Annotated in this window: 12 protein-coding genes; 3 read left to right on the forward strand and 9 right to left on the reverse strand. The window is 39.2% G+C overall.

The window, feature by feature from the left end; translation table 11 throughout:
* Nucleotides 1–86: 86 nt before the first annotated feature.
* The 5 genes from trmJ to I6F47_RS02865 form a co-directional block, all read right to left on the reverse strand.
* Nucleotides 87–812, reverse strand: coding sequence for a tRNA (cytosine(32)/uridine(32)-2'-O)-methyltransferase TrmJ (gene trmJ, locus I6F47_RS02845; protein ID WP_024589846.1), 726 nt, complete (start codon nucleotides 810–812; stop codon nucleotides 87–89).
* Between the two features lie 157 nt (nucleotides 813–969).
* Nucleotides 970–1,725, reverse strand: a complete 756-nt coding sequence (locus tag I6F47_RS02850; RefSeq protein WP_024589847.1) for a class I SAM-dependent methyltransferase — start codon at nucleotides 1,723–1,725, stop codon at nucleotides 970–972.
* 57 nt (nucleotides 1,726–1,782) lie between these two features.
* On the reverse strand, nucleotides 1,783–2,961 hold the full coding sequence (locus I6F47_RS02855) for a response regulator transcription factor (protein WP_007586368.1): 1,179 nt from the start codon (nucleotides 2,959–2,961) through the stop codon (nucleotides 1,783–1,785).
* Nucleotides 2,962–3,100: 139 nt separating this feature from the next.
* Entirely contained in the window at nucleotides 3,101–5,140 is a 2,040-nt protein-coding gene (gene prlC / locus I6F47_RS02860; RefSeq protein WP_169044942.1) for an oligopeptidase A, read from the reverse strand.
* Between the two features lie 86 nt (nucleotides 5,141–5,226).
* Complete coding sequence (locus I6F47_RS02865; RefSeq protein WP_007586365.1) at nucleotides 5,227–5,901, reverse strand: DUF2461 domain-containing protein; 675 nt, start codon at nucleotides 5,899–5,901, stop codon at nucleotides 5,227–5,229.
* A 78-nt stretch (nucleotides 5,902–5,979) separates the two neighbouring features.
* On the opposite strand from I6F47_RS02865, the gene gorA reads away from it, so the two are divergent.
* From gorA to I6F47_RS02880, 3 genes are all read left to right on the forward strand, one after another.
* Nucleotides 5,980–7,341, forward strand: coding sequence for a glutathione-disulfide reductase (gorA, locus tag I6F47_RS02870; RefSeq protein WP_007586359.1), 1,362 nt, complete (start codon nucleotides 5,980–5,982; stop codon nucleotides 7,339–7,341).
* A 264-nt stretch (nucleotides 7,342–7,605) separates the two neighbouring features.
* Nucleotides 7,606–8,238 (forward strand): hypothetical protein, encoded by a 633-nt coding sequence (locus tag I6F47_RS02875; RefSeq protein ID WP_024594473.1) that lies wholly within the window; start codon nucleotides 7,606–7,608, stop codon nucleotides 8,236–8,238.
* Nucleotides 8,239–8,345: 107 nt separating this feature from the next.
* Nucleotides 8,346–9,182 (forward strand): mechanosensitive ion channel family protein, encoded by an 837-nt coding sequence (locus I6F47_RS02880; protein WP_024594472.1) that lies wholly within the window; start codon nucleotides 8,346–8,348, stop codon nucleotides 9,180–9,182.
* A 246-nt stretch (nucleotides 9,183–9,428) separates the two neighbouring features.
* On the opposite strand, the gene tldD is transcribed toward I6F47_RS02880, so the two are convergent.
* From tldD to rng, 4 genes are read right to left on the reverse strand one after another with little or no spacing between them, the layout of a single operon-like run.
* A complete protein-coding gene (gene tldD / locus I6F47_RS02885; RefSeq protein WP_101163214.1) occupies nucleotides 9,429–10,868 on the reverse strand; it encodes a metalloprotease TldD in 1,440 nt (479 codons plus the stop codon).
* Nucleotides 10,865–11,704, reverse strand: a complete 840-nt coding sequence (locus I6F47_RS02890) for a carbon-nitrogen hydrolase family protein (protein WP_007586349.1) — start codon at nucleotides 11,702–11,704, stop codon at nucleotides 10,865–10,867. The genes tldD and I6F47_RS02890 overlap by 4 nt, the downstream gene beginning before the upstream one ends.
* Entirely contained in the window at nucleotides 11,701–15,558 is a 3,858-nt protein-coding gene (locus tag I6F47_RS02895; RefSeq protein ID WP_197183302.1) for a YhdP family protein, read from the reverse strand. Before I6F47_RS02895 ends, I6F47_RS02890 begins: the two co-directional genes overlap by 4 nt.
* On the reverse strand, nucleotides 15,558–17,030 hold the full coding sequence (gene rng / locus I6F47_RS02900; protein ID WP_007586345.1) for a ribonuclease G: 1,473 nt from the start codon (nucleotides 17,028–17,030) through the stop codon (nucleotides 15,558–15,560). Before rng ends, I6F47_RS02895 begins: the two co-directional genes overlap by 1 nt.

Genomic DNA, 17,030 nt, shown 5'->3' on the forward strand with positions numbered 1-17,030 from the left:
CAGCCATTGTAATTACCTGAGTAATTTAGTCAAGTATTAGCGCGTTAATTAGTCTAGGTCTTTTATAACTAATAGCTATACCTAAGTTACTTAGGGATAGCCTTATTAATTGAGGTGAGAATACCGCGTAAAATATTCATTTCAGCATCTTCAGGGTGAGCTCGGTTAAACAAACGGCGTAATTTAGTCATAACTAAACCAGGGTGTTGCTTGATGATAAAACCTGTTTTAAACAACGTGTCTTCAAGGTGATCATAAAACAGCTCTGTTTGCTTTGAGCTTGGGTAAACTGCATCGTCTTCTTCAACCTTTTTAGGTTGTTGATTTAAAAATGCCATGCGAGTTTCGTAGCTAAGTGTTTGTACCGCCATAGCTAAATTAAGCGAGCTGTACTCTGGATTAGCAGGAATACATACATGGTAATTACAAAGCTGTAATTCTTCATTAGTTAAACCACTGTTTTCACGACCAAATACTAGCGCTACAGGACCATTTACGGCTTCAGCAACGAGCTTTTCACCACATTCACGTGGTTCAACCATTGGCCACGAAAGCGTACGAGAACGCGCACTTGTGCCAATCGTTAATGTACAGTCAGCGATAGCTTCTTCAACGGTACCTACAATAACTGCATTGCCTAAAACATCAGTTGCGCCTGCAGCTAATGCACTTGCTTGGCTGTCTATTTCGCAAGCAGGATCAACTAAATAAAGTTTTGATAAACCCATGGTTTTCATGGCGCGAGCCGCCGAACCAATATTGCCCGAATGTGACGTGTTAACTAAAACAATGCGAATATCATCTAAGATCATTACTGTGCTACTTTGCTATGCCAAAAAATTGCGCAAATTCTAACATGAAAATGTAATAAGATCCTAGATTCAAAAGGCTAGATCCTATGATCAAACCCAATATAACGATTCTTACATGGATAAATTCTAGGGATATAACGTCGATTTGTTTTGATGCTTAAACCATTGCCGCCTTTACATAGACATCAAAACGGTTCTTTTTGGTTTTGATCTGCATACTTGGGGTTTTTTCGTTTAAGAATGGAGCGTAATCGGGGCGCTTTACAACAACACGCTTACTGGCAAGTGGATAGGCAAAATTAAGTAGGTCGTCAGCGTCGTTGTCTGCACCAACAAGCTCTTGGAATACGCGCATTTCTTTTTTAACTAATGCTGATTTTTCGCGATGCGGGAACATGGGATCTAGATAAACAACATCAGGCATGCTTTCGCATTGAGAGAGCAAAGTATGGCTTGAGCCAAATATTAGGCTCATGTTTTCTTTCATCCACAAACCAATTTCAATATCGCTATAGGCTCGCTTTAAACCATCGTATAAAAGTGCAGCTACAACCGGGTGACGTTCATGTAATATAACTTTGCACCCTAGCGAGGCAAGTACAAAACCATCTCGCCCTAAACCAGCGGTAGCATCAAGTACAACAGGCGTTGCGCCTTTATTTAAACCCACCGCTTTGGCAATTGCTTGCCCTTTACCACCGCCAAACTTACGCCTATGGGCGGCAGCACCGGTTACAAAATCAACGTTAATTGCACCTAGTTTAGGCTCGTCGGTTTTAAATAGACTTAACCCTTTATCATCGTAATGTAAGCTAAAGCCACTGCAATTTTGCGCCCATTGGGCTAAACCAAAGCGTGTTTCTAATTCATTTAAATAAGGGCGTAACTCTTTAAAAGCACACTGAATAACCACAATAAACTCCGACGATAAAATACGCCTGTAGTATATCAACCGCTTTACTTTAAAGCACTAAAATAGCTCTATATCACTATGATGATTCGTATTGACCTTTGCGGCTTCCGCTTTAGTACGTAAATTAGATATAAGTTCATTGCGGCTTTCGGCAACTTGTTTAAGCTGATATTTGATAAAGGCTAAATCACTATTAGCCGATACAAATAACTGCATTGTTTGATCCAATTGAGATATATATAAAGTGAGATCCGCAGGGTTTGCTTGTGTTTGTTGTAGCTTAATAGCGCAGTCAAGTTCATGTAGCTGCTCTATAAACTCTTTAGTACTTTTGTTTTGCTCTACATTTTGAGTAGTTAACTGCTTAACAATATCTTGAAGGGCTGTACTTATTTGAGCTGCCTGCTCATAACTGCTTTCGCTTCTTTCCATGGTAACAACCTTCTCGTTGGTTACTTCTAATATATGCGGGAACAGATCTTTGTAGCGCCCATACAAAGCATCGTTATCAACTGGCATATTTTTTATCAAAAGGGACACTTTGGGATAATTAATGATAGTGCTGCTACCAATATCAACAAATCGTTGAGCATTTCGATGTTGCTCAAGCAGCTCTTGTTCTAACGGGCAAACACCACTTTGCTGGCTGTAAAAAATACCTTTTCCTTGATACCAAAACACAACCACAACATCTAAATTTAAAGGAGCAAAAAAGGTAAAAAAGTATTCACTCAACGATTGAAAATTATTAGCGTGATAACTTTGTCCAACGTAGCGCATTATTCGCCCCATATCGCCTGACTCTGTCATTGCCATTTCAGCTGTTTTATTCGCTTTTACTATATCCAATTTTAGTTTTGCGCATTTTTGCCTATATTCGTAAAGTACCTTTATTCGCGCTATTAACTCTTCTGCATTAAAAGGTTTTGTAATGTAATCAGATGCGCCGACGCTATAACCTTTTACCCGATCGCTTAGCTCTATTTTAGATGAGAGAAACATAACGGGAATATCCTGAGTATTTTGACTTTGCTTTATTGTTTTACATACGTCATAACCTGACATACCTGGCATTTCAATATCGAGTAAAATAATATCTGGGTTGTATTTATTGGTTAGCCTTAATCCTTCATCGCCATCTTTTGCATGAATTATTTTACAAAACCCTGCTAAAGACTCTTCAATTATATGATGAACATACTTGTCGTCATCAATTGCCAATACCAACTTTGCCATGCCTTAGTCCATTTTATTAGGTGTGCTAAAAGCATAGTACGGTAGGATGAAATTACTAAAAATTATTAGATAATAATTTTAAAATAATAAAAAAGCGCCATATAGGCGCTTTAATTTGGTTTGTGCTAAATATTAATTTTTAAACAGCAATACCGCTATGGCGTAGTAACGCGTCGACATTTGGCTCACGACCACGGAACTTTTTAAATAATTCCATTGGCTCTTCACTGCCGCCTTTTTCTAAAATATTTTGCATGAAGGCTTGCCCTGTATCAGCGTTAAAAATACCTTCTTCTTCAAATTTAGAAAATGCATCAGCAGAAAGTACTTCGGCCCATTTATACGAGTAGTAACCTGCACTATAACCACCGGCAAAAATATGGCTAAAACCATTTTGAAAACGGTTAAACTCAGGCGGTTTAACGATTGATGTGCGGCTACGTACATCGTTTAGTACTGCTTGAATTTGGCATTGCTCACCCACTTTGTAATCGTTATGGATTTTAAAATCGAATAACGAAAACTCAATTTGACGTAGCATTTGTACGCCTGAGTTATAGTTTTTAGCAGCAAGTAACTTATCAAGTAACTCTTTAGGTAACGGCTCACCCGTTTCATAATGACCTGAAATAAAGCTCAGGGCTTCTTCGTCATAACACCAATTTTCTAAAAACTGACTAGGAAGCTCTACCGCATCCCACGCTACACCATTAATGCCAGCCACTGGCGCGGCATCAACTTGTGTAAGCATGTGGTGAATACCATGACCAAACTCATGAAATAAAGTAGTTACTTCGTCATGAGTAAACAGTGCCGGTTTATCGCCAACCGCCTTATTAAAGTTACACACTAAATAAGCCACTGGAGTTTGTAGTTCGCCGTTAGCGCGTACTTTACGACCCATACAGTCATCCATCCACGCGCCGCCACGTTTGTGGTCGCGTGCGTACAAATCGAGATAAAAACGTCCGCGTAGAGTATTGCTACTATCTACAATTTCAAAAAAGCGTACATCTTTGTGATAAGTATCAAAGTCAGTAACTTCTTTTACGCTAATACCAAATAAGCGATTAACGGTTTCGAATAAGCCGCTAAGCACTTTATTTGCTGGGAAGTAAGGACGTAGTACTTCGTCTGAAATTGCATACTTTTCTTGCTTAAGCTTTTCGCTGTAGTAACCAAAATCCCATGCTTCTAATTCAGAAATACCGTGTTTTTGCTCAGCATACGCTTTTAGCTCGGCCACTTCTTGCTCTGCTTGTGGTTTTGATTTAGCCGCTAGGTCTTCTAAAAATGAGAATACTTGTTCTGGTGTTTCGGCCATTTTAGTTGCCAGTGACTTTTCAGCGTAGCTGTTAAACCCTAGTAACTGTGCAAGTTCATGGCGAAGCGCAAGCTCCTCACTCATAATGTCAGAGTTATCAAACTCACCGGCGTTAGGGCCTTGATCTGATGCGCGCGTAGAAAACGCGGTGTAAGTTTCTTTGCGTAATTCGCGGTTATCTGCGTAAGCCATTATTGGTAAATATGATGGAAAATCGAGTGTAAATAACCAACCCTCTAATTCTTTACTTTTTGCTGTATCAGCTGCAAGTGCTAAAGCAGATTCTGGCAAGCCTGCTAAATCGCTTTCATCAGTAATATGCTTGTGCCAAGCAAGTGTGGCATCCATTACGTTGTTACCAAATTTTGAGGCAAGCTCTGATAAACGCGCGCTAATTTCGCCGTAGCGTGTTTGCTGCTCTGCCGCCAGAGCAATACCCGATAATTTAAAATCGCGTAGCGCATTAGTAATTGTTTTTTGTTGTGCTGTAGTCAGCGTTTTAAATTCGTCACTGTTATAAAGCGTATTATACGCGTTGTATAAACCTTGGTGCTGACCTACAAATGTTGAATATTCAGATATTAACGGTAAGCACTGCTCGTAAGCTTCACGTAATTCGTCGTTATTCATTACTGAATTTAAATGCGATACAGGGGAGAACATGCGCGATAATTTATCGTCAGCTTCTTCAAGGGGTAATACTAAGTCATCCCACGTATACGAGCCTTTAGCTAACACGTCATCAATGGCTTTACGACAAAGCTCGATACCGTCTTTTAGTGCTGGTACTACGTACTCAGGCTTTATTTTTGAAAATGGTGGTAAGCCTTCAAGGCCAATTAATGGGTTGCTCATAAATACTCTCTTTGCGTTAATGCATTACGTTTTAAATTGGGTCTAAAAGTAAAAAAACAACTCAGCCGCTTTTAAGTTGTTTAATTTTAATAAGGTTGCTCCAGAGCAAAACACAAATAACCCATTAATGAGTCGGCCACTTTATAACGTTCTAGTACCGTATCAACTAAATTATTGCTACATACTTGTTTTTGAGTAAGCGAGCTAATGGCTATAAAGTCTTTTCGTTTGAGCTCATCTATTAAGGGATGCTCTTTTTCAAAACCTCTTGGCGGGCGTTTTAGCGATTCTCCTGACATTTCAAATATAGATTTAAATTGCTCATCATAAATTGCTTTTTTATAGCTATTTGGGTTTTCATCTATGCAGGTTCTAATTGCGTTAAGCGCCTTTGATTCTGGTCGCCAAATACCAGCACCTACAAAACATTCGTCATTTGCTAAGTGAAAGTAAAAACCCGGGGCATGTACGTCTTTTCCCATAAAATGGCGAAATTGAATCCCTACATTAATTTTATACGGGGTTTTATCTTTACTAAAACGCGCGTCTTTATGGATTCTCATTAAACTACCGCCCACTTTTTTATCTGATGCGACAAAATGGCTAGAAACCTCAGCAAGTGGTGCTTGCATTTGCCTAATGAAATCTAAAGCGGGCTCTCTTACGTATTCCTCATACTGTGATTTATGGTCGTTAAACCAGTCTCTATTATTGTTTTTATCAAGCTGAGCAAGAAATTCGAATGTTTTTTTACTAAACATAGGTCACCTAAACACTCTTTATTTTTAAAACTTAATGTTATGCTAATGCGCATAAAACTCAACGCCTAAGGACATAAAATGACACAACACTTTGATTATATTGCAATCGGTGGTGGCAGTGGTGGTATTGCCTCTGCAAATAGAGCGGCAATGCGTGGCGCTAAAGTAGCACTTATAGAAGCAAAACACATGGGCGGCACGTGTGTAAACGTGGGCTGTGTACCTAAAAAAGTAATGTGGCACGGTGCTCAGGTTGCCGAAGCAATTAATTTATATGCCCCAGATTACGGCTTTAATGTTGAAGTTAAAGGCTTTGATTGGAGCAAACTAGTAGAAAGCCGTGAAGCCTACATTGGCCGAATTCATAAAGGTTATGACAGTGGCCTTGCTAGCAATGGCGTTACTGTAATTAAAGGCTTTGCTAAATTTGTAGATAATAAAACAGTTGAAGTAAACGGCGAGCACTACACAGCCGATCATATATTAATTGCAGTAGGCGGCCGCCCAAGCATTCCGCATATTGAAGGTGCTGAACACGGTATCGATTCAAATGGCTTTTTTGAATTAAAAGAGCAACCTAAACGCGTTGCAGTAATAGGCGCAGGCTACATAGCCGTTGAGCTTGCTGGTGTATTACATGGTTTAGGTACTGAAACACATTTATTTGTACGTAAGCATGCCCCACTTCGTAGTTTTGACCCATATATTGTAGATACGCTTGTTGAAGTAATGGCTGCCGAAGGCCCTACTCTTCATACAGAATCTGTACCAAATAAATTGGTAAAAGAAGATGATGGCTCTGTAACACTGCATTTAGATAACGGCAAAACTCATAACGTTGATCAAGTTATTTGGGCCATTGGCCGCGAGCCAACAACCAATGCTATTAACGTTGCAGCAGCCGGCGTAGAAGTAAACAGCAGTGGTTTTGTAAAAGTTGATGAGTATCAAAATACCACAGCTAAAAATGTATACGCGGTTGGCGATATCATCGAAAATGGTATTGAACTTACACCGGTAGCAGTAAAAGCAGGCCGTACTTTATCTGAGCGTTTATTTAATAAAGAACTACCAGATGATTTAAAAATGGATTACAGCTTAGTCCCTACTGTTGTATTTAGTCATCCACCTATTGGTACTATTGGTTTGACTGAGCAAGAAGCTATTTCTCAGTACGGCGAAGAAAACGTTAAAATTTACCAATCTGGTTTTACGGCTATGTACACAGCGGTAACTAAACATCGCCAGCCTTGTAAAATGAAACTTGTATGTGCCGGCCCAGACGAAAAAGTAGTTGGCCTACATGGTATTGGTTTTGCGGTTGATGAAATGATTCAAGGTTTTGCCGTTGCCATGAAAATGGGCGCAACTAAAGCTGATTTTGATGCCGTTGTGGCTATTCACCCGACAGGCTCGGAAGAATTTGTAACGATGCGCTAGGCGCTAAACTCTAAGTTCTCAATTATAAAAAGCCCTTGCTAAGTAAATAGTAAGGGCTTTTTAATGCTTGTTATATTTTGCAAAATAAACTACTTAAAACGTCACATTAAAAACATCCATTCAACATTAAATAAATATCTAAGCCATTATTTTAACAGCAAAAATTTTAGACCAATAAAAATATTAAAAGTTTAAATTTTGTTTTGGCTTTAAGGCATTTTTACAATTAGAATCTCGCGCATTTATAGTTTCTCTTGGTTATTTATGTTTTTACTGCGATCTTTTATTTATTTATTATGCCTAGCGGGTGTTGCTCATTTAATTCAACTTGAAGGCTTTGAATTAAAACAGTATGCACTTTACAGTGAAGAAACTCTTACTGAACATATGCAAGATGTTTTAACTTTTTTAAGCTGTATTTTGTTTTTCTATGCTTCGCGAATTAACTTTCAACTCAAAATACCGGCAGTATTACTTGCTGCGTTATCGGCAATGATGTTTGTAAGAGAGTTTGATACCTACCTCGACTTATACTTTTTTGATGGCGCTTGGCAAAGTATCGTCTATTCAATTTTAGCTGGTGTGTTTGTTTATTTAATAACAAACAAAGGAAGTATTTTTAACGCTTTAAAAGCCTATAGCTTCACTCCTAGTTATGGAATTTGCTTATCAGGCATGGTTACTTTACTCGCATTTTCGCGAATGATGGGCAAAGGCGCATTTTGGCATTCAGTAATGGGCGATGACTACGTACGTGCAGTAAAAAACATTGTTGAAGAGGGTATAGAAACGCTTGGCTATACTCTAATCTTTATTTCAGCCATTGAGCTTGTACTCATATGCCGAAAAAGAATGGCTAAAAATCACAAACATTGCACTGATGAAGTAACTCAATAGCGTTTCTCCATTTTTATTGGTTACTTTTTTTGCACTAAATTTGCTAATTGGTTTAATAAATCAATATACTGAGCCTGTTTTTATCAACTCGCGTTTAATTGGATATTATGACTAAAGATATATTGCTGCATCCGTTTCTTCTTTCAATTGTAATGATCACAATTGCATTTGTACTAAAAGTACTTGTTGATAAGCTGGCTAAAAATCGCGCAGAAAAAAAAGAAAAAGATATTCGTTACATCGCACACAATATTAAGCATTTTATTAATTTTGTAATGATGATATCGCTGCTATTTGTGTGGTCTACCGAAATTCAAAACTTTGCACTTTCTATTGCTGCTTTTGCTGTGGCGATTGTACTTGCAACGCGTGAGTTTATTCAGTGTGTAATAGGCTTTTTTTACCTCGTAACAACCCGCCCGTTTAGAGTCGGTGATTGGATACAAGTTGGTGATTATTTTGGTGAAGTAGCTGAAACGGATTGGATAAAAACAACCATGCATGAAATTGATATACATACTTATCAATTTTCTAGAAAAACCATATACATACCTAATAATAAGCTGATTACCAGCTCTATTAAAAACTTAAACTTTGTAAAACGCTTTGTTACACATCATTTTATTATTGTCCGAAGAGAGAGCTTTAATCCGTACCCTATTCACGACACATTAACTGAGCAAGCTAAGCTGTATTGCGAAGAGTTTCAAGAAGTAGCAAGCCGTTATAATTCGATGATTGAGCGTAAACTTGATGCAAAAATATCTGGCCCAGAACCAGTAATTCACTTTGGTACAACCGATTTAGGTGAATTTAAAGCAAGCTTTACCTTGTTTTGCCCAACAGAAAAAGCGCTTGAGATAGAGCATAAATTAACAGAGTGCTTTTTTGCATTATGGTACAAAGAGGCTGAAAAAAATAAAGAGGATGAAGGAGAAGCCTAAACCTCGCCTACACAAAGTAAAAATACAAATCGTAGGTGCGAATTTATTTCGCGCTCTATTTCTAAGTCTGTATTTAAAAAGCGAGGTGTAAAACCTCACCTACCCAAAGTAAGAATGCAAATCGTAGGTGCGAATTTATTTCGCGCTCTATTACGTGAGCGTATATTTAAAAAGCGAGGTGTAAAACCTCACCTACAATAAACATCAAGCACGTAGGTGCGAATTCACTTCGCGCTTGAGTAATATTTAAGCTGTACCACCGACTGTTAACCGATCAATTTTAAGGCTTGGTTGGCCTACGCCTACCGGTACGCTTTGACCATCTTTACCACACACACCAACACCTTTATCAAGCGCCAAGTCGTTACCAACCATCGATATTTGCTGCATTACTTCTGGGCCATTACCAATAAGCGTTGCGCCTTTAATTGGTTGGGTAATTTTACCATTTTCGATTAAATACGCTTCTGATGCGCTAAATACAAACTTACCAGACGTTATATCAACTTGTCCGCCGCCAAAGTTAGGCGCGAATACCCCTTTTTTAACTGAGCTGATAATATCGGCTTGGCTGTGCTCACCACCTAACATGTAAGTATTAGTCATGCGAGGCATTGGTAAATGTGCATACGACTCACGGCGTGCGTTACCTGTAGGGCTTACACCCATTAAACGCGCGTTTAGCTTGTCTTGCATATAGCCTTTTAAAATACCGTTTTCGATAAGAACATTGTAAGCGGCTGGTGTGCCTTCGTCATCTACATTAAGTGAGCCACGGCGATCAGCCATGGTGCCATCATCAACAACTGTACACAGCTCAGACGCTACTTTTTGGCCCACTTTACCACTAAACGCAGACGCGCCTTTGCGATTAAAGTCGCCTTCAAGTCCATGCCCTACTGCTTCGTGTAAAAGCACGCCAGGCCAACCATTACCAAGTACAACTTCCATCGTGCCTGCAGGTGCATCAATAGCTTCAAGATTTACTTTAGCTTGGCGTACAGCTTCTTCAGCAAATTCCATCCAACGTGGTTTACCATCAACAAGTTCTTTAAAGTAACCATAATCTAAACGTGCACCACCACCTGCGCCACCGCGTTCACGGCGACCATTTTTTTCAAGCAGCACTGAGCAGTTTAAACGAATAAGCGGGCGAATATCGGTGGCAAACGTACCGTCACTTGCTGCGATTAATACTTCTTCGTATACCGCCGACATTGAACTAATTACTTGCTCTGCATCGGGTGCTAGTTCACGAATATAGTTTTCAAGTTCGCGTAATAAACTCACCTTGTCGGTATCGCTCATACTCGAAATTGGCTGATGCGGTGCAAACTGCTCTTTAGCTTTAACATCACTAAATACTTTAATCGCTCTATCTTCGCCAGCATCTGCGATGCTACGAGCCGCTGTAGCCGCTTTATTAAGTGCTTCAAGATTTATTGCATCAGAGTAAGAAAAACCTGTTTTTTCGCCGCTTACAGCACGTACCCCAACGCCACGTTCAACGTTATAAGAGCCTTCTTTAACTAAGCCGTCTTCAAGCACCCAAGATTCGTGGTGGCTTGATTGAAAATATAAATCGGCGTAATCCACTTTATGTTGATGTATGTAAGCGAGCGTTTTTTCGAGCTCTTCTCTATTTAACTGGCTGTCGTGTAGTAAATGCTGTTCAACCGAATTCATAATAAATGCTCTCTAAATCGTTGATGAGACTGCACGGGCATATCTCGTCTAATTTTTTGTAACTGGTCTAAATCTGCGTTGCAGCTTATAAAACCGGTGCCTGTTGGCAATTCACTCAGGATACTTCCCCAAGGTGAAATAATAATACTGTGGCCATATGTTTGTCGGCCATTTTCATGTGTACCGTACTGAGCTGCTGCAACTACATAACATTGTGTTTCTATTGCGCGAGCTGCTAATAATGGCTGCCAATGCGCTTGTCCTGTGACGACTGTAAATGCACTTGGTACTAAAATAATATCGGCGCCTTGGCGTACTAGTTCGTTGAATAAGCCACTAAAGCGCAGATCATAACATACTGTTAAGCCTATTTTACCAAAGGGAGAATCAACAACAACCACATCGCTACCTGCTTGGGTAAAATCTGACTCTCGATAGCTACCTGTTTGATCATCTACGTTTACATCAAATAAATGTATTTTGTTATACGTTGCAACCAGCTCGCCTTGATTATTATATAAGTGCGATGCTGCATAATATTTATGTTCGTTAAATGGCTCAGGCATTGTCCCTGCATTTAACCAAATATTATGGTGTTGGCACAATTCACTAAGTTGTAGTTTGTATCGCTCAACTTGCTTAGCAACACGTAACGTATCGTTACCACTTTTACTAAACACTAAAAAAGCCTCAGGCAAACAAACAAGTAATGGTCTTGTTGCGGGGAGTGTTTTAAGTGCACGCTTTAAGCTTGCTATGTTGTCATCAGGGCTTAGCCCTGAACACATTTGCAGGGCAACTATTGTGGGAGTGCTTAGTATTTCAGTTTTGTTCATTGCGTTACTGTTACTTGTGCATCTTTAAGTTTTAAATCGACTGATGCTTGTGGCTGATTTTGCGCAGCTTGAGGAAGCGTAACTTCACGACTTTTTCTGTCGAGTTCTTGAACAATAGGATCGTTCATTTTACCCGTTACTTTAAAGTTGATCTCTGAGATGACGCGCGCAGAATGAATAACTTTATCAATTGCTAAGGCAGCAAGCCCTGTTACTGGGTTTACCATCCATGCAACTATAACCGGAATACTCGAGGTTACCTGCGGCGCTACAGCAAGATCATAATCTATATCAAGCGTGTTTAAATTTGCATAACCTTTAATGGTTAAATCGGCGGGTACGCCGTCCATTTTGGTATCTTTAGTGTAAGCAATACCGTTTTCTAACTGCATAGTGCCTTGCATGCTGTTATAAAAAAAGCCCTTTGAAAACACATCTCTAAAATCAAGTTTCAGCTTGCGTACTAATGAATCAAGGCTCAGTAACGAAAATACGCGTGCCCCGCCATCGCTAACTTCAGTTAAGTGACCTTCTCCTAAATCCCAAGCTATCTCGCCACTTAAACTTTTCACATCAAAATCATAAGGTGCTGCTTGCCAAGTGAGATCATAATTTAGATCGGCTTTTGAGTCTTTAATCGCGGAGGTTATATCAAACTCACCAAACAGTGCGCCTATGTCATCACTTTTAAGCTCGCCACTTAGCGTTGTTAATCCATTTTGCCACTGCCCTTTAGTGCGCAGTACATGATCGCCTTTATCGACTACAAGTTCTGATATTGATAAGCGCTCACCATCACCCAATAATGACGCACTCACTTTATCAAGTTGGTAGCGGTCAATTTTGCAATCACTACATTCAAACTCAATAGCAGGTATTTTAGTAAGCCAGCTCAAGTCTTTCTCAGGAAGTACATCTGTTATTTCAAGTGCTTGCTCATTGTGCGGTGCAAAATTAAGCCTTAAGTAATCGGCATTAATTCGTATGGGCTGGCTAGGCTGTGATGTAGGGATAAAAACCCCAGCTCTAAGTTCTTTAGCATTTAGCTTTAGGTATAAATCGTCTTTTGATGGTGCTAAACGCATTTCAAAATCATTAAAAATGATGTTACTCGCATCAAGTAAACCTATATTTGCGACCACCTCATTAAGCGGTGGCATAATCCCTTTTGATTCTTGATCTGGGTTTGCTTTACCAGCTTTAATTATTTGATCAATCAGATCAAACCAAGGCACTAGTTCACTCTGTTCAAGATTTATATTTACGCTTAAATCTTTTTGGTTTAATCCTAAATCTTGTTTTCCAAGCACAAAATGGACATTGCTAAACTGTGATTTACCATTTTCTAAAATAGCATTAAAGTAAAACTGTTGATTAGCGTTTGCTGTAATGAGATTAGAAATGTCATCACCTTGTACTATTGCATCAAGCGCCCACACTTGTTCACTATTTTTATTATAAGGTGCAGGTAAGTTACTCGTTAAGCCAAGTAGTTCTGAGTTTACCTGTGCACGGTAATTAAAGCCTTGCTCGGTAAAATTAAGTACTAAGCCAATATCAACATCACTTTGCCCGCTTAAATAATTTTTTAATATACCTTGCCCACTATCTATTAATGTATCGGCGTCAATTTTGGCGTTTATATCTATGTTTGCTTGGTAATTTTTTGCATCACTTTTACTGCTGTAATTAATAGTTAGCGGCATGCCCAACCATTTCGCAGTCGCATTTTTAAGTGTGATATTGTCGTTTTTAAAATTAAGCTCGCCAGTTAAGTTTTTAAACTCAATTCCTGGCGTTGCTATAAATACTGGCAAGTCATTTAAATTAACCTTGCCGCTAACGCTGGCCCCACCTTTAAACTTTGAGCCTACTAAAAGCTCAATACTGGCATCGGCTTCGCCTTTGCCCTGCACAACTTTAAAAATTTCAGCAAGAGGTTTGGCAATAGGTGTCGCTGCAAAAAAATCATGTAACTTTTCCATTTGTGCTTTTTTATCAATTTGCACAATAAGTTCATCAGCATGCATTAAATCTGCAATGCTTACCTGTACACTATTACCAATATCTAAATTAACCAACTTACCTTGCTGGCTATATATGTCCATACGCTCATTATCAAAATGTAGCTGTACATTGGCATTGGTAACCAAAGGCCAATCAGGATCAAACTCATAGGTTGCGTTGTCTATTTGCGCTAATACACCAAACTGGCCACTACCATCGGTGAATGGAAAACCAGATAAAGGACCTGCAAATAAGACTTGTGCTTTAGATACTTCTCCGCCTTTAATTGCCCCATTTAAATAGCTAACGAGCTCAGGGCTCATTGCTTTTAATGGGAAGTAATGACCTGCAATTTTGGCATCTGGGGCGAAGGCTTCAGCGTAAAGATCTAATCGAGGATCATCTGTTAGACTAATTTGTAATTCTGCAGCAACAGTAACTTCATCATTATCAAACCATATATTGTCACTACTTATATGCCAGCCATCATCTCGCTTAGCTAAATCTAGCTCTACATTTAGCTGATTATAATTTATGTCGTTACTAAAGCTTTCACCTGTAACTAATGTGCCATTTTCACCAAATAAATTTATTCGACCACTACTTTGATTAAGTAAACCATTTACTCTAAGTCCTTGTGCTGCAGGTACCGACCTTAATTCTTGCCAGCCAATATTGGCAGCCTCAAACCATAATTGCCATTGCTGTGCATTAGAGAAATTTAAATAAGCTTGATCTATTTGCCCACTAGGTTGGCGCTCTAAAAATGGTTCAAGTGCATTAAAATTACTTAGCCCTGCTAGGTTACTCAGTAATTCAAAATCAACTTGATGGAGCCACACTTCATTTTTCGCCCCTAGTTGAGCTTCAAACTCTAAACTTGGCCATGCTTTATCGTTACTATTAAATGTTAAACCTGTGCTTTTTAAGTGCCAGCTATTTTGATCTGGGTATAAGTGAAAGCCACCTTCACTCAAACTAACTTGTTGGCTTTGCTCTTCTCGCTGCCAACGCACAAAGCTTGGTAGCCACTGCATTTTTATATCGCTTACAAAACCTTTATCTAGTTTTAGCCACGCTTGTAAATTAATATCGCTATGCAGTTGTTGCTTTTGCGTATTTATATATTGCGCTAACCAGTTAGATACATCGACTTTGTTAGCCTGCACATAAATGTCGCCCGCAACTTGCTCTAGGGTATCGCCAGTAAGTGCTATGCGCGCATCAAAATCACCGACCGAAATACCCGGCAATGCTAAGCTCCCACTACCAAGATGCTGCTCATCTTCATTTTGCCAAACAATATTTTTGAGGAGTAACTTACGCTCTTTACCGTCTTCTAGAACAAAGTTAATACTGGAATTTTCTATTGCAAAATGACCCGTTTTACCCAAAAACAGTTCTTCAATTAGCTCTTTTTGCTCAAAAGAGACTTCGTCGTTGTCACCGGTTTTAAATAAGTTGGTAATATTTACACTGGTATGAAAACCATTAATAACAAAATAATTAGATCTAAGTTGCAGCGCTTTTAAGCTTTCCCATAAGTTTAGCTCTAAGCTGGTTTTAGCAATGGTGAGTGATATTGGTGCAGTTTCGTTATCTTTAAACGATAAATTCTCTAATACTAATGCAGGACCACTGCCCTGCCAACTAGCTGATATTTCACCTATAGATAAGCTTATTTCAAACTTTTCGTGTAAATAGCTTTCTATATTCCCTTTGTATTCGTTTGCATACGGAAGGGTATATTTTAAAATTGAAACAATAACGGCCAGTAATACCAAAATTATGGCGCAGGTCTGCCATAATTTTCTAAAACAAAAAAAACAGACCGCTTTTGCTTTCATTACATCATTACCACATCAAACTGTTCTTGGCTGTATAAGCTCTCTGTTTGAATATTGACTTGCTTACCAATAAATAGTTCAAGCTCGGCAAGGTTATGGTACTCATCGTTTAGTAAGGCTTCGCTCACAGCAGGCGCTGCGTACACCATAAACTTATCGGCAGCGTATGCTCGGTTAACACGCACTATTTCACGTAGTATTTCGTAGCAAACCGTTTCAACTGTTTTTTGTGAACCACGACCAGAACACGCAGGACATACATCACATAAAATATGCTCTAAGCTTTCGCGTGTACGTTTACGCGTCATTTCAACAAGCCCAAGTGCTGAAAGCCCATTGATATTTGTTTTAGTGCGATCTTTTGCAAGGGCTGATTCAAGTGAATGAAGCACCCGTCGCTTATGATCCTCACTTACCATATCGATAAAGTCGATAATGATAATACCGCCTAAATTACGCAGCCTAAGCTGGCGAGCAATTGCAGAGGTTGCTTCTACGTTGGTATTAAAAATTGTTTCTTCTAAATTACGATGTCCTACAAATGCACCTGTATTAACATCAACAGTCGTCATTGCTTCTGTTTGGTCAATAATTATATAACCACCAGATTTTAGTGTGACTTTACGATGTAGTGCTTTTTGAATTTCGTTTTCAACGTCAAACAAATCAAATATAGGTCGCTCACCTGGATAGTATTCGAGTACTTGAGACAGTTGTGGAACAAACTCTTCAGTAAATAACTTTAGCTCTTCATGAGTAAGTTTAGAGTCAACACGAATGCGTTCCATATCTTCGCCTACATAGTCACGTAGGGTTCTAAAGGCTAGCGTTAAATCTTCGTGAAGGATGCTGGCCTTACTGGTTTTTTTGCGACGAGCCGTAATTTTTTCCCATAATTTTCTTAAAAAACCGGCATCGTGTCGTAATTCTGCTTCGCTAGCGCCTTCGGCTGCTGTACGTACAATAAAGCTGCCATTTTCATCGCCATATTCTGCGACTATTTTTTTAAGGCGTGAACGCTCTTCTTCAGTTTCAATACGCTGACTAACCCCTACATGGGTCGCATCTGGCATAAACACTAAATAGCGAGAAGGAATAGTTATATCAGTGGTGAGTCTTGCGCCTTTAGTGCCTAGCGGATCTTTTACCACTTGCACCATAATGTATTGGCCTTGACGAACTAACTCTCTAATGTCTTGTACTTTTTTTATTGGTACGTCGTCTACGCCTTCAACAATAGAGGCACTATTTACAATATCGGATGCATGCAAAAATGCCGCTTTTTCAAGGCCGATATCAACAAAAGCAGCCTGCATACCCGGAAGTACACGGCTTATTTTTCCTAGGTAAATATTGCCTACAATACCTAGATTACCAATTCGCTCTAGCTGTATTTCTTGCAGTACACCGTTTTCTATTAGGGCAACACGGCTTTCGCTCGGTGTGACATTGATCAGTAATTCTGTACTCAT

The sequence above is a fragment of the Pseudoalteromonas sp. NZS37 genome, assembly GCF_015864265.1.
GTDB classification, from domain to species: Bacteria; Pseudomonadota; Gammaproteobacteria; order Enterobacterales; family Alteromonadaceae; genus Pseudoalteromonas; species Pseudoalteromonas arctica.

What these genes read in the sequence shown, in the direction of transcription:
- prlC (WP_169044942.1), bottom strand. Translation starts at nt 5,140, where the DNA reads ATGAGCAACCCATTAATTGGCCTTGAAGGCTTACCACCATTTTCAAAA.
- rng (WP_007586345.1), bottom strand. Translation starts at nt 17,030, where the DNA reads ATGAGTACAGAATTACTGATCAATGTCACACCGAGCGAAAGCCGTGTT.
- tldD (WP_101163214.1), bottom strand. Translation starts at nt 10,868, where the DNA reads ATGAATTCGGTTGAACAGCATTTACTACACGACAGCCAGTTAAATAGA.
- I6F47_RS02855 (WP_007586368.1), bottom strand. Translation starts at nt 2,961, where the DNA reads ATGGCAAAGTTGGTATTGGCAATTGATGACGACAAGTATGTTCATCAT.
- I6F47_RS02895 (WP_197183302.1), bottom strand. Translation starts at nt 15,558, where the DNA reads ATGAAAGCAAAAGCGGTCTGTTTTTTTTGTTTTAGAAAATTATGGCAG.
- I6F47_RS02880 (WP_024594472.1), top strand. Translation starts at nt 8,346, where the DNA reads ATGACTAAAGATATATTGCTGCATCCGTTTCTTCTTTCAATTGTAATG.
- gorA (WP_007586359.1), top strand. Translation starts at nt 5,980, where the DNA reads ATGACACAACACTTTGATTATATTGCAATCGGTGGTGGCAGTGGTGGT.
- I6F47_RS02865 (WP_007586365.1), bottom strand. Translation starts at nt 5,901, where the DNA reads ATGTTTAGTAAAAAAACATTCGAATTTCTTGCTCAGCTTGATAAAAAC.
- trmJ (WP_024589846.1), bottom strand. Translation starts at nt 812, where the DNA reads ATGATCTTAGATGATATTCGCATTGTTTTAGTTAACACGTCACATTCG.
- I6F47_RS02875 (WP_024594473.1), top strand. Translation starts at nt 7,606, where the DNA reads ATGTTTTTACTGCGATCTTTTATTTATTTATTATGCCTAGCGGGTGTT.
- I6F47_RS02890 (WP_007586349.1), bottom strand. Translation starts at nt 11,704, where the DNA reads ATGAACAAAACTGAAATACTAAGCACTCCCACAATAGTTGCCCTGCAA.